We start from the raw sequence: 25804 nt of genomic DNA on the forward strand, positions 1-25804 counted from the left end.
AGCGATAAATTCTCAAGAGATCATTCCAAAAAGGCATGACCATGCTGCCTGCCCGCCGCTTCCTTCCATCGCTGTCGCTGCTCACTGCATTCGAGGCCGCAGCCCGGACGGGGAGCATCACGGCGGCGGCACGGGAGCTCGATCTGACGCAGAGTGCGGTCAGCCGACAGATCAAGGCATTGGAGAACCAGCTTGGTGTCGAGCTGTTTCTGCGCGAGCGCCAGACGATCCGGCTGACAGTCGCCGGTGACAGCTATGCCCGCGAGATACGGGAAGCGCTTCGCCGCATCTCCAGCGCATCCCTGAACCTGCGTGCCAATCCGCATGGCGGCACGCTCAATCTTGCAATCCTGCCGACATTCGGTGCCCGTTGGCTCGCCCCGCGGCTAGGGCAATTTCTCGCCGGCAATCCCGGGATCACGATCAATCTGGTGACGCGACTGTCGCCATTCGACTTCCGACTGGATTCGATCGATGCGGCGATCCATTTCGGCGATGCCGTCTGGCCGGGCGCGGAACTGACGCTCTTGATGCGGGAGGAGACGATTCCTGCATGCAGCCCGGACTTCAAACAGGCGCATGCGATCCAAGCGCCATCCGATCTTCTGCACGTGCCTTTGCTGCATCTCACGACCCGGCCGGATGCATGGGAACGTTGGTTCACGGAAACCGGTGTCGTGTTCGAAAACCTGCATGGAATGCTCTTCGACCAGTTCGCCACTGCATCGCAGGCGGCGATCGGCGGTCTCGGCGTGGCGCTGCTTCCGACCTTCCTCATCCCGGACGAGCTCGCACGGGGCGAGTTGGTGGCCGCAGTCGATCGCCCGATGCAGAGCGCGCAACGATATTATCTCGCCTTCCCGCGGGAGAGGGCGGCCTATCCGCCACTCGTCGCTTTCCGGGAGTGGATCGTCAAGGAACTTGCGCAGCGCTAGCAGCTTCTGGTCACAGTGAACTCGCCGCAGCCGCAATCCAGACGGCGAAGGCGAGATGGGTGAGATGGTGCAGGGTCTGGTCGGTGCCGAAAAGCCACCAATAAGCGGCCTGGTCCACCTTGAAGTGGTAACGCTGCTGGACCAGCGCCTTGCTCCGATCGATCAGTCCGTGAACGGCAAGATCGATAACCGCAAGCCAGGCGAGTTGCGGTGCCATCGTGAGGCAGATCAACAGCGTTCCCAAGGCATGGACGACAACATGCGCGAACAAGGGGGCTATCCACCCCTTAAGCCGCTCCTTGCCTGTTGCCATCCAACCGGTCTGAAGCAGAAAATCGGCTAGGAGATGCTTGATGACGAACAGAGCGACGGCCCAGATCAAAAGATCGCTGGCGATTTGCTCCGGTATGGTGGGCATGAATATTCCTTCGGCTGTATGTTCTGTCCGAAGATAGACCACTCTCCAAAACGCTGTGAAGCTGCCATTTAGTTTACCCAGATTTGGGCTTTGCGTTTCCTTTACGCAACGATCGTGTTTCGGAGCGCGGAATTAGGAGGATAGTAGTGACTGCGTCCGTCATCACCAGCCATCGGAAAGCACCTTTTCCAGCATGTCCGCGAAGAAATCGGCGCTCTCTTTGCCAAGGCAGAGCGGCGGCTTTATTTTCAAAACGTTAAGATGATCGCCCGTTGGTTGCATGATGACGCCGAGTTCTAGCAGGCGGTCGCATATGGCTGCAGTCTCTTCCGTTGCAGGTTCCAGCGTCTCGCGATCACGCACGAATTCCAGCCCGAGATAGAGGCCCATTCCGTGGACGGCGCCGACGATCGGGAAACGCTGACCCAAAGCTTCAAGTCGTGCTTTCAGATGGTCACCGGTGTCTCGGGTATTTTGCTGCAGTTTTTCGTCCCGCATGATGTCGAGAACGGTCATCCCGACGACACAGCTCACGGGGCTGCCGCCGGAGGATGAGAAGAAATAGCCCTCTTTTTCGAGGCTGTCGGCGATCTCGCGCCTGGTGATCACGGCGCCGAGCGGCTGGCCGTTGCCCATGCCCTTGGCCACCGTGATGATGTCCGGGACGACGCCCTGCTGTTCGAAGCCCCAGAAATGATGACCAAGGCGGCCGTATCCGACCTGCACTTCATCGGCGATGCAGAGACCTCCACGCTCGCGAACGAGTGCATAGACGTCCCGGAGATAACCCGGCGGAAGCGGAATGCCACCGGCATTGCCATACACACTTTCTGCGATGAAGCCGCCCAGCTGACCGCCCGCATTTTCGATCTCGGCGATCTTCTCGATCACGGCTTGGACATAACCATCTGTCGAACCGTCACCGCGGTATTTGCCGCGGTAGGTGTTGGGGGAGAGCACCGGGTGCACCCAGTCCGGGCGCGTTTCCAGGGCGCGCGGATTGTCGGCGAGCGATGTCGAGACCGCGTCGCTTGCGACTGTCCAGCCGTGATAGGCCTCCAGGAGGCTCAGGATGTGACGGTGGCCTCTATGGGCCCAGGCGAGCCGCAGCGCAAGGTCCACGGCTTCGGAGCCCGAATTCACGAGGAAGACCGTGTCTAGCCCCTCTGGCGCGAGTGAGGCGAGGCGATCCGAGAATTCGGCGACGGCGGCGTAGTGAAAGCGCGAGTTCGTGTTGAGCATGGCCCATTGTCTGCCGACCGCCTCGGCCAAACGTGTATTGCCGTGGCCGAGGATCGTGACATTGTTGACCATGTCGAGATAGGCGCGGCCGTTCACGTCGAAGAGATGCTCTCGCCAGCCCCGTTCGATCTGTGGTGGGTCGGCATAGTAGTTCTTCTGCGGCTTGGCGAAGCTGTTCTTGCGGCGTTCCAGAAGCACATGGCTCTCCGGTGCCGGTGCATCAACGCCGACGCCGAGCAGCGTCGAAGGCGAGGGGCATATGCGGCGCCAGACTGCGCTTTGCTGCGGCTTGGCAAAGAGTGGCGGGACGAGATCCGGATCGCGGCAAAGCTGGATGCGCAAGCCGCCGACGCCACCGGCTGCGCCGGCCACCGCACCGATTGCGTCACCCGCCTTTACGGTCGTGCCCTCTTCGAGGCTGCAGTCGATGCCATCCAGATGAAGCGACAGCTCAGGCGATGACAGGATCAGGTGGTGGCCGTCGAGTATAATGGTTCCGTCGAAGGGAGCGAAGGCTTCGGTCGCTCCTGGCAGGCAGACATCGATATGCAGTGCGAAGGTTGCCGGCGGCGTCTGGGACAGAGGCTTGGTGTAGGACAGGCGGAATTCGCCATAGCGGGTCGAGGCAACGCCTGTCTCCATGGCCGCTCGGGCCAGAAGCTTCCAGTCGATCTCCTGGTCGCTCCAGGTGTCGCGCGGCAGGTCCTGGCTCGTCACCGAGAGGTCTGTCAGGCGGAAGTCTGCGGGTGCGAGCGAGGGAAGAAGTGGATGCGACTTCGTCAGCTCCGGTTCGTCCGGAAGCATGCCGGCGGCGTCCAGGATGGCCGCTTCCATCAGCGGGTAGGGCACCGAGGTCGCCACCTCGAAAATGGTCCGCTCGTGCTCGATATTGCCAAGCACATAGTCGTTGTCAGGGTCGATCGACAGCTGCTGCTCGCTGCTGGCGACCAGCACCCCGGCGCGGGCGACGATCAGCGGCCAGAGCGCCTTCAACTCCGCCTCGTTGAGTGGATAGCGTGCGTGGAAGGCCTTGACGGCCGGTAGGATGAAGCAAGGGTCTCCATCGGCGTGGTGCAGGAGTGCGGCGCAGGTCACCGCGAGGTCGGCCACCAGCCATCCATAGAGAACATCACCGAAGTCGATGACGCCATCGGGCATCAGACGGCCGGTTGCGTTCGGTGTGGCCACCACGTTGTCGTCGGTGATGTCGTGATGAATGCATTGAATGCGCAGTTCTGAAGCCAGTGGCTGCAGGCGCTTCACCGCCATGATCATCGCCTTGGCAATCCGGTCCCGCTGTTTCTGGTCCGCGACTGATTTCAGGAGATGCAAGGCAACCGGGCCTGCGCGGCGGAGATCCCACTGCAGTTCCCGTTCCAGCCCGCTGTGACGGAAGTCCTTGAGCCCGCCTGCAATCCGGGCGACCACGTCACCGAACGAGGCGACAACCTCAGGAGCAAGATATTTCTGGCGCGTCAGGGGCTCGCCATCCAGATAGGACAAGAGCCTGACCCAGTAGTAGTGCCCGCCAACTTCGATCTGGGGGATGTATTCCCCTGTCAGGGCCGGGATCGGTTCGGGTATGCGCAGACCGAGATCAAGATTGCGCAGGTGCTCCATGGCCCTGTTCTGGGCATCCAGTTCCGGCTGGGGATATTCCGCCCGTGTGACCTTGAGAACGAGCCGCTCTTCGCCGGTGTCGATCAGGAAATTGCGGTCCTGCTGGCTGCCGAGTTCCCGGATCGTCCCGCTGAAGCCGTAGAATTCGTTAAAAATGACCCTGGCATCTGCCAACGTGACGTTCGGGCGCGGCAGTTCGGTGCGCTGGAGCAGAGCCGAGTCGGCCATACGTTTCCTCCCACGGGAATCATGTCGGGAGATTAGCAGAGCCTTGTGTCGCGTCTATCCCGCAGAGCCATGGCAGCAAAAGACGAAGGGCGTCGTTTCCGACGCCCTTTTCATGCTCAGCCCATGCGCTCGGAGGCATAGGAGCCCGGGCTCGCCGGGAAGACGACCGTCCGGTTGCCGTTGATGAAGGTCCGGTGGTGGATATGGGCGTGGATGGCACGCGCCAGGACCTGGCTTTCGACGTCGCGGCCGATCGAGACGTAATCGTCTGCCGACTGGGCATGGGTGATGCGGGCGACGTCCTGCTCGATGATCGGACCTTCGTCGAGATCAGCGGTGACGTAATGGGCCGTGGCACCGATCAGCTTCACACCGCGTTCGAAGGCCTGCTTGTAGGGGTTTGCGCCCTTGAAGCTCGGCAGGAAGGAATGGTGGATGTTGATGATCTTGCCCGACATCTTCTTGCACATGTCGTCGGAGAGGACCTGCATGTAGCGGGCGAGCACAATCAGTTCGGTGCCGGTCTGCTCGACCAGATCCATGATCCGGGCTTCGGCTTCCGGCTTGTTTTCCTTGGTCACCTTGATGTGGTGGAAGGGAATGTCGTGGTTCACGACGACCTTCTGGTAGTCGAAGTGGTTGGAGACGACGCCAACGATCTCGATCGGCAGCGCGCCGATCTTCCAGCGATAGAGAAGGTCGTTCAGGCAGTGGCCGAAGCGCGAGACCATCAGGAGGACCTTCATGCGCTTGGCGGCGTCATGCAGGTTCCAGTTCATGCCGAATTTTTCGGCGACGGGCAGAAAACCCTTTTCGAGCTTGGCTTCATTGGCGCCTTCCTCCGAGATGAAGGAGACGCGCATGAAGAACTGGCCGGTGTGGAGGTCGTCGAACTGAGAGCTGTCGACGATGTTGCAGCCCTGCTCGGCGAGATAACCCGAAATCGCCGCGACAATGCCGCGGGTCGACTGGCAGGATACGGTCAATACATAGCTCGTCATCGGTTCTCTCATCTCCTCGGCATGGCGCAGGCGCCGTGTCTCTATCGCATGTCCGACACGATCGGAAGCGTGCCGTGTTGCTGATCCTCATCGTCTTTCAAAGGAAGTCGGCACGCGCGCCTGCGGTTTCCGCTCCTTTGCGATGGCCAGAGATTAGGGCACGAAATGCAAAACCCCGTTCCCATTGCGTCTTTCCAGGGCGCATCTTCGCCGTTCGTCTCTTGATGGGGGTGGAATATTCCGGCCTGTAAGCGCCGTTCGCGGTGACTTGCGCGTGAAGGATCGGGAATGCCTTCCCGGTGCCGCTCCTCAAAGTGTGATTTGAGGCGCGGTGTAGACCACACGCATGAATACTGCTGGCAGAACCAGAATGACATTACGCCGGTGACCGGCTAGAACTTCCGCGATATTCAGGCCAAGACAGGATTGAAAACGATGAAACGGAATTTGATGCTCGGCCTGATTTCCGCTGCTGTCGCCATGGCAATGCCCATCAATTCGTTTGCTGCCACAAGCAGTGCTTGCTTTCGTGGAATAAACCTCGCGGGGGCGGAATTCGGCAATCTGCAGGGCGTGTTCGGCGAAGGCTATATCTACCCTTCGTTGGAGACGATCACCTATTTCGCGGGCAAGGGTTTCAATACCGTGCGGCTCCCGTTCCTTTGGGAGCGCCTGCAGCCGAAGCTGAACAGCGACTTCGACCCTGCGGAGCTAAGCCGTCTCAAGGAAACCGTCGCGACGATCGGATCCTTCAATCAGACCGTGATCCTAGATCCGCATAACTATGCGCGCTATTTCGAAAAGCTGATCGGAACCGAGGAGGTTCCGGTCTCGGCCTTCGTCGATTTCTGGGAGCGGCTGGCCAAGGAGTTCGAGGGAGACCGACATGTGGTCTTCGGCCTGATGAACGAGCCCTTCGACATCTCGTCGACGGATTGGCGTGATGTTGCCAACGAAGCGATCGCGGGCATTCGCGACGTTGGCGCAGACAATCTCATTCTGGTTCCGGGTACGTCCTGGACCGGTGCGCATAGCTGGTTCGGCGACTGGTATGGCGGGGCGAATGCCGAGGTGCTTTTGAGCATCAAGGACCCGGCGAATAACTATGCCTTCGAGATTTACCAGTATTTCGACGACGACTTTTCCGGGACCTTGAACAACTGCAGCCGTGCTTCCGATGCGGTTGATGCGATCCGCGAGGTCGGCGAATGGTTGAAGGAAACCGGTCAGCGAGGCTTCCTCGGCGAGTTCGGTGTTCCGGGAACGCCGGAATGCACGGCGGTGTTGACGGAGGTGGTGAAGCTCCTCGATGAGGACAAGGCATCGTGGATCGGCTGGACCTATTGGGCGGCTGGTGACTGGTGGCCCGAAACCGAAGAGCTCAACATCCAGCCGACCAAGAACGGCGATCGACCCCAGCTCCGTGGTCTCGCACCCGTGCTCAACGATTTCGTTGGTGCAGCGGAAGGTTGCCCGGGCCTTGAACGTCCCTGAGACCGCCAGCCGTGTGAAACGGCGCAGAGGTTAAGCTGGTATCAACAGTTTTGGTATTTGCTCGGCGAAGTTCCGCACATTCGAAAGAGCTCCCGATTGGCCTTACCGGATCACATCGAGCTGGTCACGCAGACGCCTGATCTGGCGCATGACGCCGTCACGGTTGTCGTGACGGTACCGACCTTTCGTCGACCAGTGCACCTTCTCAAGACGCTTGAAAGTCTGGCGGCCCAAAGGACAAACCGTCGCTATGCCGTCGTGCTGGTCGATAATGACAGTGATCACCGCGAGGGTGTGGTGGCGGCCCGGCCCCTGTTCGAAACGGGGCAGATCAACGGCATCCTGATTGTCGAGACGCTCAGGGGAAATTGTAATGCCTATAATGCCGCCTGGCTGACGGCGCTTCAGCACTTCCCCAACATGAGCCATCTGCTTGTTATCGATGATGACGAGATTGCCGATCCGGACTGGATCGAGGCCATGAGCCGCACCAAGGAAATGTTTGGTGCCGATCTGGTCGGTGGCCCGCAAGTGCCGGTCTTCCCGACGACTGAAACCGGCGATGTGCCCCGGCATCCGGTATTCACGCCGCCTTATCAGACGACTGGGCTTGTCCCGCTCCTCTATTCCTCCGGCAATCTCCTGGTCTCCCGCGTTCTGCTTGAGGCAAATACCTATCCGTTTCTCGACCAGAGGTTCAACTTCACCGGTGGCGGGGATGCGAACTTCATTGATCAGTCTGTGCGCAAAGGTTTCAAAACTGCCTGGTGTCATGAGGCGCCGGTCCTCGAGACCGTGCCTGCAAACCGTCTTGAGCGATCCTGGCTGCGCGCGCGCGGCATTCGCGATGGTGTCATTTCTAGCCTGGTCGAGAAGGGACGGCGCGCCAGCCAGCCATTGGGCTCCACGCAGGTCTTCCTGAAGAGCATCGCCCTGCTGAGCCTCTCGCCGCTGAAGGCGATCATGGCCGCTCGCCGCCTCGGATCGTTGCAGAACAGCCTGTATTACGTCCATGTCGGCCTTGGCCGGACGCTCGCTCATTTCGGATATGCCGATGAACAGTATCGACATACGGACGGTCGCTGACCGCGATAGCGCGGGGGTGAGGCCTGCCTATCCCGCGCAGATGCTGCGCCGGGCGGCCGTCGTCGTGAGCATCCTGATGTTTACGATCATGCTAATCTCGTTCCAGCCTTTCTCGCCGGTTCATGAAGGCGTGGAAGAAGGCGGCAATCTGGTCAATCAGCTGGGCTTTGGCCTGCTTGGCCTCATTGCGCTCGGCTCGCTGCTGACGCTGGCCGATCTGCGCAGGCTGCCGTCCCTGATCGGTCCGGCCTGGTTGCTGATGATCGGTTTTCTTGTGCTTTCCGGATTCACCGCTCCAGATCCGAGTGCGACCTTGCGCGGCATCATTCTCACCCTGATCGTGATGATGACCATCGTGACCGTGTTGGCGCTGCCGCAGGATGGAGATGGCTATGCCCGCATGTTGAGCGTGGTCGCAGGCATCCTGATCTTCATCTGCTATGCCGGGCTACCCTTGTTCCCCTCTCTGGCAACCCATGGCTTCGACGCTCTGGAGCCTCAGAATTCCTATCTCTGGCGCGGGGTCTTCACGCACAAGAACATCGCCGGGCCGGTCATGGCGGCATTCGTCTTTGCGGCCATCTATCTCTGGCGACGCGGCGACCGCTGGTCCGGCGTGGTGATCGCGGTGTCGGCCCTGATCTTTGTCAGCCAGACGGGCTCCAAGACCACGCTTGGACTGGTGCCCGTTGCCGCTCTCCTTGTCCTCCTACCGAGTGCGATCGGGCTTCGCGTGCTGACACCGATCGCGGTCTTCTGCTGCCAGCTTGCCTTTGCTCTCCTGACCTTCGGTTCCGTGCTGATCGAACCGATCCACCAGTTTATTCTCTGGCTCGGGATCGACCCGACATTTACCGGACGTGTCTCCATCTGGAAGTTCGGGCTCGATGCACTGGCCGATCGCCCGCTCACCGGCTTCGGCTATGAGAGTTTCTGGAGTACAGATCTGGTCCGCTATGCCGCCAATCCCTATTATCTCGACTGGGATGTGCGCGGCATCGTGCATGCCCATAACGGCTATCTCGATATCGCGATCTCCATGGGGATACCGGCGCTGATCGTCGCGCTGGCGGTCCTGATCCTGCTTCCGCTGATCGACTACATGCGCTGCAGGCCGGTCCGGGAGAACAGGTTGCTCGCGGACTTCTTCATGATGATCGTCTTCTTCACGACGCTGAATGCGATGATGGAGAGCTTCTTCTTCCGTCGCATGGACCCTGTCTGGATGCTCTGCTTCTTCGGGGTGATCGGCCTCAGGCTCGTGGCGAGAGTGTCCATCCCACGAAGGCTTGCCTGAGCTGCCTTTCGTTCAGGCCTGCGCGTCTTCGCGGCGCTTCCACAAGCGCCTCAAATTGAGGCCAAGGGCGAGCAGAACGCCGATGCCAAATCCAGCGATCAGGCCGCCAAGGGCGATCACCTTGCGAGAGGGACCGACCGGATCCAGCGGTGGGCGGGCCTCCGACAGGACCTGAATATTGGCGAGCGTAATGGCCTCCTGTTCCCCGGTTTCGCGGGTTCTGAGCAGGAAGGACTCGTAGACGGAACGGCGTGCCGCCGCCTCGCGCTCGAGTTCGCGCAATGTGACGAGGCTATCATTGTTCGATGCCTGGGTGTCCTTGAGTTCCCGGAGGCGGCTGGTGAGTGCCACTTCCTGCTGGAGGGAGCGATCCAGCTCGACCTGGAGGGCGCTGCGGATGCGGCTGAGTTCCTCACGGATCTGGTTGAGCATCCCACTGGCCTGCGATTGTGCCTCGATATATCTCGGGTGTTGCGGTCCATAGCGGGCCGCGATCGATTCGAGTTCCTTGCGCAGATCGGCATAACGCGTGCGCAGGACCGCGATCGTGTCGGAACTCACGTCTTCGGGGAGCGCCAGTTCACCGCCGCTGGAGGCTGCCATCTTCGCGATGCTGGTAATCTTGGCGCGCAGGCCGGCGGTTTCGACGCGCAGCGAACTCAGTCTTTCATTCAGCAGTTTCAGATCGTTGTCCACGATCAGTTTGCCGTCGACATTCACGAGGTCATTCGAGTTGCGGAAGCTTTCGGCGGCCTTTTCCGCCTCTTCGAGCTTCATGCGCAGGTCGGTAAGGCGGCTCGACAGTTCGTCCGATGTGCGGCGAACAGCTTCGGATTGCATCGAGGCCAGTTCGCGCTGAAAGACGTCGCTGACGATGTTGGCCAGACGCGCGGACTTCTCCGGATCCCGCGTTTCTGCAGAGATCGAAAAGATGAATGTCTTCTGATCCCGGTTCACATTGATTACCTCGTGGAGGTGGTTCAAGACCCGTGACTCGACATTCTGGGCGTCGCTCTGGGATGCTGGCGACCAGAGGGCGCTCAGGCCCGAGGGGCGGAGGGTGCCGTTGAATTCCGGGTCCTGCTTGAGAGCGGCCTGCTCGATGACTTTCAACAGGACACTGTTCGACTTGACGATGCGCGCCTGACTTTCGACCACGGCGAGCGAGGCATCGGTGGGCAATTGATCGGTGGTCAACTGGTCGCCGACGGTGCGGATCTGCCTAGGGTCGACGAGGATGTCACTGCTGGCGACCCAGAGTTTCGGCAGGGTCATGGCATAGGCGGCACCAAAGAGGCCGCCGATCACCGTCGAGGCAATCAGAATGCGATGGGACCGTTTGAGAATGTCGATGACGATGAGGGGGTCGATCAGAGGCTTCCATTCCGCCTGATCCCGTCGGACGTCATGGCCGTCTCGGTTTCCATCCTGACGACTGTCCGTGGAGATTTCAGGCGAAGGCTCCTGGATCGGCACGACAACGGGGGCGGGAGCAGGGGGGCTGGATTCTCCGACCTCCATGCTGTTCACCTGGCCCTCGAGCATGGATACGCGTGCCCGCAGAAAATCGAGGTGGTCGTCGTGGCGTTCCAGCATGTCCCGCAGGGAAGGTCGCCCGACACGGGTGTCTGCGGAGTGTCCGGATAGGCGCTCTGCGCCTGCGGCGCCGGGCTCTTTGCCTCCGTGACTGGTGCGATCATCGCGCAGATACATGTCAGCCCTTGCTTCGGGAAATGGTTCGCGTGGCGCGAATTTAATTTTTTATCAAAAACAAATGGTTAAAAGATCGGAAAATTAACCGTTTCGGACGTAGCTTCTGCAGGTGTCGACGCCGTCCGAAATGTGACCTGCGCCTTCAGCAACTCTGGACACCACGTGAACGCGATCCTTCGGCACCTTTCTGCAAACCGGCAGCTCCTACACTCCTATTTCTCGGTGATATCGGGATCTGCGGGGCGACTGGTCGTGTCTCTCGCCTACTTCGTCGTGCTGGCCAACACACTGCCGCTTGCGGACTACGGCGTCTTCGCCACAGCGTCGGGCGCCGGGCTCGTCCTCTCCCGGCTGCTGGCGCTCGGTTTCAGCTCACCGCTTTATCGCATTGCGGTCGTCAAGCCGCGGCTACTCGGCGTCTATACGGTTGGCTATCTGCTCGCTTCTCTTCTCTCCCTGCCGCTCGTCATCATCTCAGCGCTGCTGATCTATCTCCTGTTCTTTTCCGACGATGTCGGTCTGCTCACCTTTTCCCTTGTGATCATCGCCGAGATTTTGCTCTGGCGGTCTGCCGAGATCGTCATCATCGTCAACAATGGGCTCAAGCGTTTCGGGCTCGCTGCTCTCCTGGTGATCTTTGGAACTGCTGCACGCGCGGCGGCAGCTGGCCTCTTCTGGAGCCAGACCTCGGTCCAGGACCTCGAGCATTGGGCATGGTGGTACATGGGCGCGAATGCCGTATCGCTGGTCGTTGCCCTCTGCTTCTACCCCCGCGTTCGGCTGCGGTTCGATATGCGGCTCTATCTTCGGCGGGTGCAGGATTCTCTCGCCGTCGCGGGTGCTGAACTGCTGTTCTACCTGCAGTCGGAGCTCGACAAGCTGATGGTGCTCGGGATCGGTGGGCCGGCCGTTGCCGGTGTCTATGCGATCATCATGCGGGTCGTCGACCTGACTGCGCTGCCGATCCGCTCCTTCAACACGATCCTGGTGCAGAAACTGATGCAGAGCCCTGACATGTTGAGGTCACTCAAGGTCAGGGTGCTCATCGAAGCAGGGTTGATGATCGTCTCCGTTGCCGGCCTCGCAACACTCGCCTTTCTCCTGCACCTCTATCCGAATGCGCTCGGCCGCAACGTGGCACCAGTTGCCGAGTTGCTGCCGCTTGTTCTGCTCGTTCCGGGTTTTCGGAATCTCGCGGAGTACCAGGGAGAGCTGATGTATGCCCGTGGTCAAAGCTGGCTGCGCACGTTGTGTCTTGCACTTCTGACACTGAGCAAGGCCGGGCTGATCGCGCTCCTGCTCAACAGTTTCGCACATGAGGGCCAGGACTGGATTGTTGCCTTGAATGGTGTCTTTGCCGGTCTCTATGTGATCTCGGCCATCTTCACCTATTCGAGCCTCAGGCTGCCGGCCAAGCGGGTCTGACGGTTCTCGCGGCGAACCTCACCAATCGTAGTCATAGGCCGAGGATGCGTCGGATTTCTGCGGGTTCAAGACCCAGGAAGGACTGCATGCCGAGCGCCACCTGTTCAGGTGCCATGTCCGCCACGAAGGCACGGAATTCGTCCTCCGTGGGCGGTGGAGCCAGCCAGAAGACCTTGCAAAGCTCCGTCTGGTCGTGGAAATGACCCGCGCCGTGCTCGACGTCATCCACGAAGCGGCCATACATCATGCATTCCGAGAAACAGCGCTGCTTGCCCATCGCCGCGATCCAGTGCTCGCCCGTGACGCTCTCGATCCGCGCACACATGTCCCTGATGCTGCTTCGTTTCCAGGCGATCATCGTGCCGACATAGTCGTTCGTGGAGCGCTGCGTTTCGGGCAGGCCGAACAACGCCCCGGCATTGGCGGACCAGCGTCGATGTTCGTCCATGGAGTCTGCCGTCAAGGCGCCGGGCCTGACCAGCAGGCGCAGCGCTTCGTCGCGCCAGAGCTGGCTGCAATCATAGGGCCGAAGGAATGCGACATCGGAATCCAGATAGAGAAACGCATCGTCCTCGACCAGGTCGGCGATGGCTATCCGGCGAAACTGCTGAACATGCCAACCGCGAAGCGGCTTAGTCTTGAACGATAGCCAGATGCGACGTCGGCCCATGGTCAGCGGATCGGGAAAGACCTTCAGCCAGGATGGCAAGAGGTCCTTCTCTCCGATGATCACCCTGCGCGGCGATTGCAGTTGCCGGAACAGCGGAACATCGCGGTCTTCGACGAGCACATAATGTTTCGTGTATCCCGTGACATGCGTGTCCAGCGTCTCGCAGAGCAGACGGAACCGTTCGAAGTCCGCGTGATAGCTCGCGGTGACAATGGCTGTCTTCATGACAGAGCTTCCTTTGCGCCTGATGTGGCCCCGGTCAGCATGTCGAGCATCTGCCTGACGCCGGCATCCATCAGCTGGGCCTGTGTTTCGGCAAAGACCCGGCCATCGAGCCGCTGAAGGTTGCCCGCCCGCGCCCGACGTATCTTGTCGTTGAGCGCTGCAGCGAAACTTTCGGGATCGTCAGCAATGGTGCAATTGTCGGGGATCGCCGCAATGCCGCGGACCGAGCTTGTCGTCGCCACGCTTGGCAGGCCGAGCGAGAAGGTTTCAATCGTCTTCAACTGCACGCCCGTGCCGGCCCGACTGATCAGCGGGATCACGGCGCTTTCAGCGACGAAATCTGTCGCGCGTTCCACCCTTCCGACGAAGTCGACATCGGGCCAGGCAGAAGCAAGATCGGCCGGGGTGCTGCCAGCGACCCTGATGCGCACATCGTCGAGCAGCCTGGGCGTCACCTCGTTCAAGAACCATTCCAGCCCGATCCGATTGGGATGCCATGTCCAGGTGCCCAAGAGGGCAAGATCATGCGCCAGTTTTCTCGTCTCCGGGAGCCGCGTCGATCTCTGAATACTTAAGGGGAGGAATACGGAGCGCTCCGGCGGAACGCCGAGATCCACCGCGTCCTCGGCAGCGAAGGTCACGACGCTGGTCGACCGGTCCCTGAGCCTGTGCTCAAGTGTCTTCAGAAGTCGCGCATCACGGGCGAACAGAATGCGCTTGATCAAGGAGCCGGCATTGCGGGCGTTCTCGGCCGACGAGCGATGCTCGACATTGTGAGCGACAAAGATCGATTGCTTGTCGGTGAAGAGATCCGGAAAGGCTCCCGCGAGGGCGACGCCGTTCAAGACATAGCCGTCGAACGGGCCAGCGGCCGTGATTGCGCTTCGCACAGCCTCTTTTCGTATCACACGCAGCTTGGCGCTCGACATCGGCAGTCCCGTCGCAAGGGACATGAGTAGCCATTTGATCTTGAGCCAGGGGCCAGCCTTTTCGGTTCGCACTTCCACCTCGCCCAGAGCGGCCTCTGCATCCGGAGCGACGGCCTGTCCTGGCCAGGCGCAGCCGATGACCGTGATGCGCACGCCTGCCCGTGCCAAGCCTTCCAGCAGGGCCGCATTGGCAAGTTCATAACCTGTTGAGGGATTGGCTTGTGCAACGAGCGACGTGACGAAGACCAGATGCAAGGACAAATCGCCACCTATGCGAGACACGATACATTTCAGAGATGCAATTCTTAAACCTTATTCTCAGTTAGGGGCGTGAACATTCCTTTAAACCTGGCCACTTCAGTACCCCATTAACTCCGAATTCATGCCTCGACACCTAACGTTTCACAGGTTCGTGACGGGCTTTGCCTATTGAAGGCAGACGTCCCTCTCGATCGCGTAAGTTGTTCAGACATGTCACGGGTGGCCAGCCTTGCGAGGTAAAGGCGCATCAAGTGATCGGAAGCACGGCGCATTGCTTCCCTTGTTTCAGTTGTTTGGATGCCGGGTTGGTCCTGCTGCCATGCATCTTTGATTGGTATTGCGTTCTGGGAGTGCAGCGAGAATGGACGCCAGATTACAAGAGAGCCGGGATCTGCCGCTTGCGGTCGATCTGGATGGAACGCTGATTGCGACGGATCTTCTTTGGGAGACGATCTTTCTCGCCCTCAAGACCAACCCGCTCATCGTCTTTCTGCTTCCGATCTGGGCGCTGGCTGGCAAGGCGCGCCTCAAACTCGAACTTGCCCGACGCGTAACGCTCGACGCATCGCGACTGCCATATCGTCAGGACTTCCTCGACTATCTCAGGGCGGAACGCGCTTCAGGCCGCACCATCGTTCTCGCGACCGCAGCGGCGGAGCCCCTGGCGCAGGCGGTTGCCGCCCATCTCGGCATATTCTCCAAGGTATTTGCCACACGCGATGGGATCAATCTCGCCAGCAAGGCGAAAGCCTCGGCGCTGGTCGACGAATACGGGGAATACGGGTTCGACTATGCGGGCAATGATCGCGCTGACCTTGCGATCTTCGACCGCGCCCGCAACGCAGTCGTCGTTGCGCCTGACCGCGCGGCCTCGCGCTTCCAGCAGGCGCATGACACCATGCGTTTCGACGCGCCCCGCACAGGCCTCAAGACCTACCTCAAGATGTTGCGTGTGCATCAGTGGCTGAAGAACCTTCTGGTGTTCGCTCCGCCGGTGCTGGCCCATGATTTCCTGATTGCCGAAACGATGTTTTCGGCGACGCTGGCTTTTATCGCCTTTTCGGCGTCGGCCTCGGCCATCTATATCATCAACGACATCATCGATCTGCCGCTCGATCGCGTCCACCCGCGCAAGCGGCATCGGCCGTTTGCCAGCGGTGAGCTGTCCATCCCCTTTGGTCTCACGTGTTCTGCGGCTCTTCTGGCGACTGCTGCTGCGATCTGCTTCTTTCTGCCGCCGATGTTTGCCGTCATCATCGCTGTTTATATCGTCACCACCACGGCCTATTCGCTGGCGATCAAGCGGATGCTTCTGCTCGACGTCATTTGCCTGGCCGGCCTGTATACGCTGCGCCTCCTCGGCGGCAAGCTGGCGGCGGACATCCCAATGTCCTTCTGGCTGATGGCCTTTGCGTTGTTCTTCTTCCTCTCGCTCGCATTCCTGAAGCGCTATGTCGAACTGCAGCATTCTGGAGCCCCGGAGCAGTCACGGATCGCCGGCCGCGGATATCGGCCGGAGGATATCGGCATCGTCGGACAGAGTGGCGTGTCTTCCGGTTTCACGGCGGTTCTCGTTCTCGCGCTCTACATCAACAGCGATGTCGTCGGGAACCTCTATTCCGAGCCCTGGCTGATCTGGCCGCTGGTGCCGATCGTGCTCTATATCAACATGCGCGTCTGGGTTCTCGCCCATCGCCGGGAAATGAACGAAGATCCGGTCGTCTTCATCGCCTCGGACTGGCGCAGCCAGATCTTCATTGCGATCGGTGCAGCACTCCTCATCGTCGCCGGGATGGTGTGATGCTGGGCGCTTTCGACAGCTTCGGACGGGTTGATCGGCGGCAGCGCATGGCGCTACCGGTGGCCGACGCCCTCGCAAGACTGCGGGGCCCGGCTGATGGCGCTGGTTTGTCGCTTCTGCCGTTCGGCAATGGTCGGTCCTATGGGGACAGCTGCCACAATGACGGCGGCGCGCTGGTGCCGATGCGTGCGCCCGCGGCCGATATGTCGCTCGACCCCGAAAGCGGTCTCCTCGACGCCGCAGCTGGCGTAACGCTGGAAGACATCATCGCTCTGGTGGCACCACATGGCTTCTTCCTGCCGGTGACACCGGGAACGCGCCATGTGACGCTCGGCGGGGCCATCGCCAACGATGTCCACGGCAAGAACCACCATCTGCGCGGCACCTTCGGCTGCCATGTGGAGAGCTTCGAACTTCTGCGTTCCGATGGCGAAACCCATCACTGTTCGGCGTCGAGCAATCCAGCTCTGTTTGCCGCAACGATCGGGGGCATGGGACTGACCGGGATCATCACCCGGGCACGGCTCAAGCTGATGCGCGTGTCTTCGCTGGATATTGACGAAGAGGTCGTCGCCTTCGCCAATCTTGGGGACTACTTCGATCGGGCCGAAGAGGCCGATCGGATCAACGAATATGCGGTGGCCTGGGTCGACCAGCTGGCTGCGGGTCGTTCCGCCGGGCGCGGCGTGCTGATCACCGGCAACCATGCCGAAAACACCAATCGTGACGTCGAGACGCGGGCCAGCCGTTTGGCGGTCCCCTTCGATCTGCCATTCTCGGCCCTCAATCGCCTCAGCCTTTCGGCTTTCAACACAGCCTATTTCACGGCGAAGAGCCGGAAGCACGGCGTGCACCGGGCGAGCTACGGAAGCTTCTTTTATCCGCTCGATGGCGTCGGTCACTGGAACAGGCTTTACGGTCCGCGTGGTCTTTTCCAGCACCAGAGCGTCATTCCGTTCGAAGCTGCACGGCAGACGATCCCGCTGTTGCTCCAGGCGAGCCGGGACGCTGGTCACGCCTCGTTCCTTACTGTGTTGAAGCGCTTCGGCGATATCGGCTCGCCCGGCCTCCTGTCTTTCCCGCGCCCGGGCTACACGCTGACCATGGATTTTCCCAACCGCGGACCTCGGACGCTTACCCTCCTTGCGAGGCTCGACGAACTGACCGTAGCCGCCGGCGGTCGCGTCAATCCCTACAAGGACCAGCGGATGAGCCCGGCCACCTTCAAGGTCGGCTTTCCCAGCTGGTCCGAACTCGAGACATGGCGGGATCCAGGGTTCTCATCGAACTTCTGGCAACGCGCTGTACTGAATTCATCGCACTCATGACGAGACCGGACAGACCATCCGACGAGAGGACATCATGAAATACATCCCCTTCATCCTGTTCACGGTGATGACCAATGCCGCCGCCCAGCTGATGCTGAAATACGGCATGATCACGCTGGGGCCGATCAGCTTTTCGGCCGATACGATGATCCAGCGGATCTTCCAGATCCTCTTCAATCCGTGGGTCTTCTTCGGTCTTGCCATGTTCGTGGTATCGATGGCTTCGCATCTCTACGTGCTCTCGAAGGTCGACCTTTCCTTCGCCTATCCCTTCCTCAGCCTTGCCTATGTCGCCGTCGCTCTCTGCGCCTGGCTTCTGTTCAAGGAGGAGCTCGGTACTCTGAAGATTGCCGGCATCGCCTTCATCTGCATCGGCACCGTCCTGATTGCCCAAAGCGGCAGTAGCAGCACCAAAACAGCGGAAGACAGCTCGATTGCGAAAGCGGTCGAGACCTGAGCATCAAACCAATCTGACACGACAAAAAACCAAGAAGAAAACGGGGTTTAGAACATGAGACACATCATCTTCGGTGGAGACGGGTTCGTCGGACGCTACCTGGCACCCAGACTGCTTGCCGACGGCCAGGAGGTTGTCGTTGCCGATATCGTGAAGAGCGACCTGCCGCATTACCGTGATGCGCGCTTTGTCCCGACGGATGTCACGGATCCGGATTCGATCCGCAAGCTCGGCATCGGCGCCGACGATATGGTCTACAACCTGTCCGCCAAGATGCTGTCGCCGATCCAGGTGCGCGCCAAGCGGCACGACTTCTTCTTCCCGGTCAATTTCTATGGCACCGAAAACATCATCAAGGCGATGGATGCCGCCGGCGCGAAGTCGCTGGTGCACTTCACCACCGACATGGTCTATGGCCATACCTATAGCTGGCCGCAAACGGAGGATCATCCGTGTAAGCCGCTCGGCGAATACGGGCTTTCCAAGCTGAAGACCGAGGAACTGGCGGCGGACTGGCGCAAGCGCGGCATGAATATCAGCCTGTTTCGTCCGCGTCTGATCATCGGTCCCGGGCGTTTGGGCATTCTCGCCAAGCTCTTCAAGCTGATCGACAACAATCTGCCGGTGCCGATGATCGGTTCGGGCAAGAACCCCTATCAGTTCATCTCGGTGTTCGACTGCGCCTCGGCCGCGCATGCCGCCTTCAAGGCCGGCGTACCGAACGAGGTCTACAATCTCGGCTCGCTCAACCCGCCGCCGGTGAAGAAGCTGCTCGGCGATCTGGTCAAGCATGCGGGCTCGAAGTCGATCCTGGTGCCGACGCCCGCCTGGGCGGTCAAGCGCACGCTCGATTTCCTCGATCTCATCAACATGCCGCTGATGGACCCGGAGCAATATCTGATCGCCGACGAGATGTGCATCCTCGACGTGTCCAAGGGCGAACGCGAACTCGGCTGGGTGCCGCAGTATCGTGACGAGGACATGCTGATCGCCGCCTATAGCGAATACCGGAAATCGCTCGAAGGTCGTGTTGAACCCCATGCCGCAGCATCAAAGGCTGCGTGAGGAGACAGTGATGAATACTGCAGTCAGATTGAACGAACAGCCGACCCTCGATGCGGTGAAGGCGCCCCGCGCGAAAACCGAAAAGCCGAACCTTCTGTCGGTCGATCAGGCCAAGGCGCTTGACCTTCCGCAGATGACCGACCTCTTCACGCAGCACCTCAATCCCGGCCAGCTGCATTTCATGAAGCTGCTCGGCTTCCACAAGATCAAGGTCGAGCGTGCCGAGGGCATGTATTACTACGACCAAAACGGCAGGAAGATCCTCGACTTCTTCGGCGGCTTCGGGTCGCTTGCCTTCGGGCATAATCATCCGCGCATCATCGAGGCGCGCAAGACCTTCCAGGACGAGAAGCGCCACGAGATCGCGATCGCCTTCATGTCGCAATATGCGACGGCGCTGGCGCATAATCTGGCGGCCTGCTCGCCCGGTGATCTCGACATGGTCTTCCTTGGCTCGTCGGGTTCGGAGGCCATGGAAGCTGCGATCAAGGTGGCCGAGCGGGCTGCCGGCCTACAGAAGCCGAAGGTCGTCTATGCCGAGAATTCCTTCCACGGCAAGACCAAGGGCGTGCTCTCGATCACCGACGGTTCGCTCTATCGCGGCCAGTTCAAGTTGGTCGATAACACCGTTCGCGTGCCGTTCGGCGATATCGAAGCGATCGAGAACGCCTTCCGCAGCGATCCCGAAATCGGTGTCATCGTGCTCGAAACCGTCCAGGGCGGTGGCGGGATCATTCAGGCCGATGCTGCCTTCTGGCAGAAGCTGCGCCAGCTCTGCGACCAGTATGGCGTGCTCTGGGTTGCCGACGAAGTCCAGTGCGGTCTCGGCCGTACCGGCAAGTTCTACGCCTTCGAGCATTACGGTGTCGTCCCTGACGTGACCGCTCTCGCGAAGTCGCTCGGCGGGGGCAAGACCGCGATGGCGGCGATGATCGCGCGGCGCGATATCTACATGAAGGCCTATGGCACGCCGAAGACGGCGATGATCCATGCCATGGCGACCTTTGGCGGCATCGGCGAAGCCTGCATCACCTCAATCGAAGCCCTCAACGTTCTCTATGACGAGGGCCTGATCGATCGCACCGCAGAGGTCGGCGATTACCTGCTCGACCAGCTCCGGACCCTGCAGGCGCGTTACCCGAGCCTGATCAAGGAAGTCCGTGGCCAGGGGATGATGGTCGGCCTCGAATTCCACGACTTCTCGCAGACCATGCCGCTGGTGCTGCGTCCGGTCATCGCGATGCTCGACGACAAGCTCAAGGGCTCGCTGCCGGGCTTCATCGGCAGCCATCTCCTGCGCGATCATGGCGTGCTGGTGGCCTTCACCGAGTATAACCGCAACGTCATCCGCCTCGAGCCGCCGCTTATCTGCGAGCGGGAACATGTCGACCAGTTCATCGCGGCGCTGGACGAGGTGATGTCGCGCGGGATTATCCGGATCGTGAAGGATTTCGTCACCGCTCAGGTGAAGTGAACCCCACGACCATGAAAGCCTACCGGCCGGGCCCTGAGCCCGGCCTTTTTATTGGGGCTTCAACATGCCCGGACGTAGCAGGAGATCCCAGCAAGGGTCGAGAGCGACCACCTGGCGTCCGCCGAGCGCTGCCGCATAACGTTCCTCAAGCATCCGCCGCCCGGTCGTGACAGGGCATTTCGGGCGAAGCACCCCGTCGGTTGCTCGAACCGCTTCCAGTGCGTCGGCTGACACCTGTCTCACAGTTCGGAATGGGTCTGCCCCGATCTGGATCTTGCGGGTCGCGTCGCGGTCGAGGATCCAGGGAAACGGATTGACGAAATCGAGCGTCATCAGACTTTCCAGACGGATCTGGTTGTCGGTCTCGAACTGCAGCAGCGCCTTGACCAGGATGTCTGCGGAAATGACCCAGTAGGTCTGATAATCGAGCTCGTTGTAGAGTTGCCAGCTCGGCAGTTGGCCCTGGTTTGCCAGGTCAATGTATGCCGCTCCCTGGGTGGCGTAATGGTTCTCCAGCATGACTGCCCGCTCCATTACATCCGGCCGCATCGAGACTTGCTGCATGTTGCGCAGGAGAGGAACGTCGGGCTGGACATAGGTCGGAGCGACCGCGACCGATCGCAGCGTCTTGTGTGCGACCTTGCTGAGTGTCGGGACGGTGCAGAAGGCGGCCAGCACGAGGAAGGTGACCTTCGTCCGGTCGACCACTTGCGGCAGTCGGTCATAGGCCATCAGCAGAACCGGCCAGATGAAGATGAATTCCTGGCTGCCCGTGTTCTGGGTCTCAAGGACCGTTCCGCCGAGCAGGGAGATGCCGAACCACCAGTAGGATCGGTCGAAGAACCGTCTCGGCTCGGATGCATAGTTGAGATCCGCCCAGATCATCACCAGCAGAAGCAGACCGGCCGGCATCAAGACGTCGAGCTTGCCCGAGGCGACGGTCAGGAACCGCGGCAGCAAGGCATCCTGGTTCATGGCGATCAGGTCTAGGATATCCCGGATGTAGGCCGCGATCATGCCGGTGCCGAGTTCGATGATCACGAGTGGAAGCAGAAAGGCGGCCGCGGCAAGTACGAGATTGCCAAGTGAAATCCGGCCGGCGAGCACGGCGCCGAGGCCGATCAGGCCGCCGACGAGGAGGCCTGTGATCTTGGTGAGAAACAGGGCCAGCATGACCAGGGCGCAGAAGAGCGCAAAGCGCGGGCCCCCGCGCATGAAAACGAGGCCGGCGGTCAAGACATAGAGAAGAAGCGAAGTCTGCCGGTTGTAAATGCCGAAGCCATCAAGCCCCGGATAGGAATGGAAGAACTGGGCATTGGCCGGGAAGGCGGCAAAGACGAGAAAAGGGATCAGCAGGAGGAAGGCCGTGGCGCGGCTTTTCCTGTCGGCGTCGATCAGCACCAGCGTCATCAGCGGTGCGGTGACCGCGAGCTGTGACCATTGGACCAAAAGAAGCGGCTGCGCCCGCGGGAAGAGGTCGAGCCCCCAGGCAAAAAGGTAGTAACCCAGCGCGCCCACAGGCGTGGAAAAGTCGAGGCTCGGGATCTGGCCCATTCGGATGCGCTGTGCGGCATCCAGATAGATATAGGTGTCCCAGTACATCGGGCCGATTGGCACCGCCAGCGGGAGTGTGAGCAGGACGAAAAGTGCTGCGACCGTCAGCCAGAGCCAAGCGATCGGAGACAATACAAGATGAAACAGCGTTTTTCGATCACGCGTCTTCGAAGCCGAAATATCCACCACCGCTATTGTCCCGTCTGTCAATGCGCTGCCACAAATCGGGCCATGGTGTGCATGAAAGCTTAACAGGCCGGAAACGGTACCGATCATCGTGCATGGTCTGTCGGCTTGCGCGGGCGCTTAGGGGTAGAGATGTTCCTGCCCCTTGCGGTCGCGCACAGCGTACCGCCCATCACCGAGATCGCGGACCGCGTCCTCACCGAGTGCCACCTTGCCGTGCCCGCCGGGCAGGTCGAGGATGTAGTGGGGGATGCAAACGCCTGATATCCGCGTGCGAAGCTCCCGCATGAGAGCCTGCCCTTCGGCGATGGATAGGCGGAAGTGGCCGGTGCCCGGCGCCATGTCGGGGTGATGCAGATAGTAGGGCTTGATGCCGGTCTCGACGAATGCCCGCATCAGCGATGTCAGTGTCTCGGCGTCATCATTCACACCCTTGAGGAGCACGCTCTGGCTGACCAACTGGACGCCGCCGGCGATCAGCCGCCGACAAGCAGCGCGCACCTCCGGCGTCAGTTCACGGGGATGGTTGGCGTGCAGCGCAAGGATCACGCTTTTGCCGCTCAGCGTCAGCGCCTCGACCATCTCGGTCGTAATGCGCTCGGGATCGACGGCCGGGACGCGGGTATGGATCCGCAGGACCCTCACGTGATCCATGGCAGCCAGACGCTCGGACACTTCCCGCAGGCGTCGTGGAGACAGGATCAGTGGATCGCCGCCCGTCAGGATGACCTCCCAGATCCCCGTATTTGCCGCGATATAGTCGAGCGCGTTTTTCAGGCGCTCACCCGCAAGGTTGCCGTCGCCCTGCGGGCCGACCATTTCGCGGCGGAAGCAGAAGCGGCAATAGACCGGACAGACATGCACGAGCTTCAGGAGAACCCGGTCAGGATAGCGGTGAACGATACCCTCGACAGGGGAATGCGGATGGTCGCCGATCGGATCGAGGCGCTCTGCCGGATGATCGATCAGCTCGGCAGCCGAGGGAATATACTGGGCGGCTATGGGATCGTGCGGATCTGTCGGGTCGATGAGGGCGCGTACCGTGGGAGTGAGCGCTATCGCGTAACGCTCCGCCACGGCGTCGAGCATCGTGGTCTCCTCCTCACGGATGAGCCCTTGTGCCACGAGGTCGGCCACGGAGCGCAGGGTCGTCTCAGCCAAAATGCGTCTCCGCCACCGGCGCCCAGATAACCTGGTCGATCCTCAGCGCGCCTGTCGCCAGCATCACCAGACGGTCAAAGCCGAGCGCGATGCCCGATGCGTCCGGCATGTCTGCGAGGGCTTCGAGGAAGTCCTCATCGAGTGGATAGGTCTCGCCATAGACGCGGTTCTTCTCTGCCATTTCAGCTTCGAAGCGCCGGCGCTGTTCGGCAGGGTCCGTCAGCTCGCCGAAGGCATTGGCGAGTTCAACGCCACAGGCATAGACCTCGAAACGTTCCGCGACACGGGGATCGTCGGAGCACGGGCGCGCAAGCGCTGCTTCTGCCACCGGGTAGCGATCCAGGATGGTCACGCGGCCGTTGCCGAGCCTGGGTTCCACCTTTTCGACGATGACCCGGCTGAACAGGTCGGCCCAGGTGTCGTCATCTGCCGTGCGAATGCCGGCGTCCGCGAGTTGGGTCGCCAGTGCATTGCGATCTGTCGTGCCATCCGTTGCGATCGTGGCCAATAGATCGATGCCGGCGTGTTGCGCGAAAGCGTCTGCGACAGAGATCCGCTCGGGCTCCGCGAATGGGTCGACGATCTTGCCGGCGAATGCGAATTGCCGCGTTCCGACCGTGCGTGCGGCCAAGGCGATCAGATCGACGCAGTCGCGCATAAGTTGCTCGTATCCCTCGCCGACCCGATACCATTCCAGCATGGTGAATTCCGGGTGGTGCAGCGGTCCGCGCTCGCGGTTTCGATAGACATGCGCGAAGCAGGCGATACGGGTCTCGCCGGCGGCGAGCAGTTTCTTGCAGGCGAATTCCGGAGAGGTGTGCAGGTAAAGCGGCGCTGCCGTTCCATCGTGGCCGATGGCATCTGTCCGGAAGGCGTGCAGATGGGCCTCGTTGCCTGGAGAGACCTGCAGGGTCGCGGTATCAACCTCGACGAAGTCATGCTCGGCGAAATGCGCGCGAAAAGCCGCCTGGATCCGGTTTCGGCCCATCAGGAAGGGACGGCGGTCCGCATGTACGGACCTGCGCCACCAAGAAGGGGATGATTGGCGGCTGTCAGTCATGCCGGAATCTCGGTCCATTTCTCAACACGGGCTGGCTATTTTACCGGATTTGGGTTAGTTGCGCCCGAGAAATTCAAAGAGGTCAGTCGGGACGGCCGTCCTTTACGACGGGTCTTACGCAGATACAAGGAATTCCAATGGTCAAGATTATCGCCTCGTCGGTGCGCAAGGGCAACGTGATCGACGTCGACGGCAAGCTCTACGTCGTCCTGACGGCTGAAAACTTCCACCCGGGCAAGGGCACGCCTGTCACTCAGGTCAACATGCGCCGCATCGTTGACGGCGTGAAGGTTTCCGAGCGCTGGCGCACGACCGAGCAGGTCGAGCGCGCGTTCGTTGAAGACGTCAATCACCAGTTCCTCTACGAGGACGGCGAAGGCTTCCACTTCATGAACCCTGAGAACTACGACCAGGTTGTCGTTGACGTCGAAACCATGGGCGACCAGAAGGCCTATCTGCAGGAAGGCATGGTCTGCATCCTGTCCATGCACGAAGGCGTCGCGCTTGCCATCCAGCTGCCGCGCCACGTAACGCTCGAGATCGTCGAGACGGAACCGGTCGTCAAGGGCCAGACGGCCTCGTCGTCTTACAAGCCGGCGATCCTGTCGAACGGCATCCGGACCATGGTTCCGCCGCATGTCGACGCCGGCATCCGCGTCGTCATCGCGACCGAAGACAATTCCTACGTCGAGCGCGCCAAGAACTAAGAGCTGTAGCTCGACCGATATCGAAAAGCCCGGCGTGGATCACGCCGGGCTTTTTTATTTGCTCGTCATTTCCCCTAATGCCGGCGGGGCGCAGGGTGCCCCGCCGGCCGTTCTCACCGGTCACGCTTGCGCCATCACGGAGCGCCCGCGTGATCAGCGTCCGGCGAGAATGGGACTGCCGAAGTTCGATGCCTTGGGGCGGGCGGCGTTTGCCTTCATGGCATCGCCCCGCTCGAGCAACATGATCTGCTCCTTCAAGTGCAGCTTGATCTTCTTCAAGGCGCGGACCCTGATGCCATCAGGCTGCGGACGGCGCTGTTCCTCGTCAATCTTGGCGGCGACGATCGAATGGCGGGCTCTGAGGGCTTTGAGCAGTTGCTTCATGGCGATCTCCTTTCGTACGTCGACAATATGAGTCTTCCGAGTTGATTGTTCCAATTGATTGATTGTATGATTTCGATAGATTC

General features: G+C 60.6%; 21 protein-coding genes. 11 read left to right on the forward strand and 10 right to left on the reverse strand.

Annotated elements, in window-relative coordinates; all coding sequences use genetic code 11:
• Positions 1-35: 35 nt before the first annotated feature.
• Positions 36-935 carry a LysR family transcriptional regulator gene (locus SJY08_RS22120; protein WP_377278379.1) on the forward strand — a complete coding sequence of 300 codons (900 nt, stop codon included), beginning with the start codon at positions 36-38 and terminating at the stop codon, positions 933-935.
• 10 nt (positions 936-945) lie between these two features.
• Here SJY08_RS22120 and SJY08_RS22125 read toward each other — a convergent pair whose 3' ends face one another.
• The 3 genes from SJY08_RS22125 to purU form a co-directional block, all read right to left on the reverse strand.
• Positions 946-1353 carry a DUF3307 domain-containing protein gene (locus SJY08_RS22125; protein ID WP_377278381.1) on the reverse strand — a complete coding sequence of 136 codons (408 nt, stop codon included), beginning with the start codon at positions 1351-1353 and terminating at the stop codon, positions 946-948.
• A gap of 162 nt (positions 1354-1515) precedes the next feature.
• On the reverse strand, positions 1516-4443 hold the full coding sequence (locus SJY08_RS22130) for an aminotransferase (protein WP_377278383.1): 2928 nt from the start codon (positions 4441-4443) through the stop codon (positions 1516-1518).
• 116 nt (positions 4444-4559) lie between these two features.
• Positions 4560-5444 (reverse strand): formyltetrahydrofolate deformylase, encoded by an 885-nt coding sequence (gene purU / locus SJY08_RS22135; RefSeq protein WP_054148612.1) that lies wholly within the window; start codon positions 5442-5444, stop codon positions 4560-4562.
• A 435-nt stretch (positions 5445-5879) separates the two neighbouring features.
• Between purU and SJY08_RS22140 the strand changes: the two genes are divergently transcribed.
• From SJY08_RS22140 to SJY08_RS22150, 3 genes are all read left to right on the forward strand, one after another.
• Complete coding sequence (locus tag SJY08_RS22140) at positions 5880-6938, forward strand: glycoside hydrolase family 5 protein (protein WP_377278386.1); 1059 nt, start codon at positions 5880-5882, stop codon at positions 6936-6938.
• 96 nt (positions 6939-7034) lie between these two features.
• A complete protein-coding gene (locus SJY08_RS22145; RefSeq protein ID WP_377278388.1) occupies positions 7035-8024 on the forward strand; it encodes a glycosyltransferase family 2 protein in 990 nt (329 codons plus the stop codon).
• Positions 7993-9321: an O-antigen ligase family protein gene (locus SJY08_RS22150; RefSeq protein ID WP_377278390.1), complete on the forward strand. Its 1329-nt coding sequence runs from the start codon at positions 7993-7995 to the stop codon at positions 9319-9321. Before SJY08_RS22145 ends, SJY08_RS22150 begins: the two co-directional genes overlap by 32 nt.
• A gap of 12 nt (positions 9322-9333) precedes the next feature.
• Here the strand turns inward: SJY08_RS22150 and SJY08_RS22155 are convergent, their stop codons facing one another.
• On the reverse strand, positions 9334-10917 hold the full coding sequence (locus tag SJY08_RS22155) for a GumC family protein (RefSeq protein ID WP_377278392.1): 1584 nt from the start codon (positions 10915-10917) through the stop codon (positions 9334-9336).
• Between the two features lie 279 nt (positions 10918-11196).
• On the opposite strand from SJY08_RS22155, the gene SJY08_RS22160 reads away from it, so the two are divergent.
• Positions 11197-12459, forward strand: coding sequence for a lipopolysaccharide biosynthesis protein (locus SJY08_RS22160; protein ID WP_377278394.1), 1263 nt, complete (start codon positions 11197-11199; stop codon positions 12457-12459).
• Positions 12460-12490: 31 nt separating this feature from the next.
• Here the strand turns inward: SJY08_RS22160 and SJY08_RS22165 are convergent, their stop codons facing one another.
• Both SJY08_RS22165 and SJY08_RS22170 read right to left on the reverse strand, forming a co-directional pair.
• Entirely contained in the window at positions 12491-13354 is an 864-nt protein-coding gene (locus SJY08_RS22165) for a DUF6492 family protein (protein ID WP_153763031.1), read from the reverse strand.
• The gene (locus SJY08_RS22170; protein WP_377278397.1) at positions 13351-14544 is read right to left on the reverse strand and encodes a glycosyltransferase; all 1194 of its coding nucleotides are present in this window, start codon (positions 14542-14544) and stop codon (positions 13351-13353) included. The genes SJY08_RS22165 and SJY08_RS22170 overlap by 4 nt, the downstream gene beginning before the upstream one ends.
• Positions 14545-14905: 361 nt before the next feature.
• On the opposite strand from SJY08_RS22170, the gene SJY08_RS22175 reads away from it, so the two are divergent.
• The 5 genes from SJY08_RS22175 to SJY08_RS22195 are packed head-to-tail and all read left to right on the forward strand — an operon-like array spanning position 14906 to position 20669.
• Positions 14906-16345, forward strand: a complete 1440-nt coding sequence (locus SJY08_RS22175) for a UbiA family prenyltransferase (RefSeq protein WP_377278399.1) — start codon at positions 14906-14908, stop codon at positions 16343-16345.
• 47 nt (positions 16346-16392) lie between these two features.
• Complete coding sequence (locus tag SJY08_RS22180; protein WP_377278710.1) at positions 16393-17673, forward strand: FAD-binding protein; 1281 nt, start codon at positions 16393-16395, stop codon at positions 17671-17673.
• A 34-nt stretch (positions 17674-17707) separates the two neighbouring features.
• Positions 17708-18130: an EamA family transporter gene (locus SJY08_RS22185; protein ID WP_054148622.1), complete on the forward strand. Its 423-nt coding sequence runs from the start codon at positions 17708-17710 to the stop codon at positions 18128-18130.
• Positions 18131-18184: 54 nt separating this feature from the next.
• Entirely contained in the window at positions 18185-19195 is a 1011-nt protein-coding gene (locus tag SJY08_RS22190) for an NAD-dependent epimerase/dehydratase family protein (RefSeq protein ID WP_377278402.1), read from the forward strand.
• Positions 19196-19205: 10 nt separating this feature from the next.
• Positions 19206-20669 carry an aspartate aminotransferase family protein gene (locus tag SJY08_RS22195; protein WP_377278404.1) on the forward strand — a complete coding sequence of 488 codons (1464 nt, stop codon included), beginning with the start codon at positions 19206-19208 and terminating at the stop codon, positions 20667-20669.
• A gap of 48 nt (positions 20670-20717) precedes the next feature.
• Here the strand turns inward: SJY08_RS22195 and SJY08_RS22200 are convergent, their stop codons facing one another.
• The 3 genes from SJY08_RS22200 to epmA all read right to left on the reverse strand — a co-directional run bounded on the left by SJY08_RS22200 (position 20718) and on the right by epmA (position 24630).
• Positions 20718-22412, reverse strand: a complete 1695-nt coding sequence (locus SJY08_RS22200; RefSeq protein WP_377278406.1) for a hypothetical protein — start codon at positions 22410-22412, stop codon at positions 20718-20720.
• A 117-nt stretch (positions 22413-22529) separates the two neighbouring features.
• On the reverse strand, positions 22530-23573 hold the full coding sequence (locus SJY08_RS22205) for a lysine-2,3-aminomutase-like protein (RefSeq protein WP_377278712.1): 1044 nt from the start codon (positions 23571-23573) through the stop codon (positions 22530-22532).
• Complete coding sequence (gene epmA / locus SJY08_RS22210; RefSeq protein ID WP_377278408.1) at positions 23563-24630, reverse strand: EF-P lysine aminoacylase EpmA; 1068 nt, start codon at positions 24628-24630, stop codon at positions 23563-23565. The genes SJY08_RS22205 and epmA overlap by 11 nt, the downstream gene beginning before the upstream one ends.
• A gap of 137 nt (positions 24631-24767) precedes the next feature.
• On the opposite strand from epmA, the gene efp reads away from it, so the two are divergent.
• Positions 24768-25337 carry an elongation factor P gene (efp, locus tag SJY08_RS22215; RefSeq protein WP_054148625.1) on the forward strand — a complete coding sequence of 190 codons (570 nt, stop codon included), beginning with the start codon at positions 24768-24770 and terminating at the stop codon, positions 25335-25337.
• Between the two features lie 153 nt (positions 25338-25490).
• Here the strand turns inward: efp and SJY08_RS22220 are convergent, their stop codons facing one another.
• The gene (locus SJY08_RS22220) at positions 25491-25721 is read right to left on the reverse strand and encodes a YdcH family protein (protein WP_054148626.1); all 231 of its coding nucleotides are present in this window, start codon (positions 25719-25721) and stop codon (positions 25491-25493) included.
• Between the last annotated feature and the right edge of the window lie 83 nt (positions 25722-25804).

The sequence above is a fragment of the Rhizobium sp. R86522 genome (assembly GCF_042466255.1).
Classification (GTDB): Bacteria; Pseudomonadota; Alphaproteobacteria; order Rhizobiales; family Rhizobiaceae; genus Allorhizobium.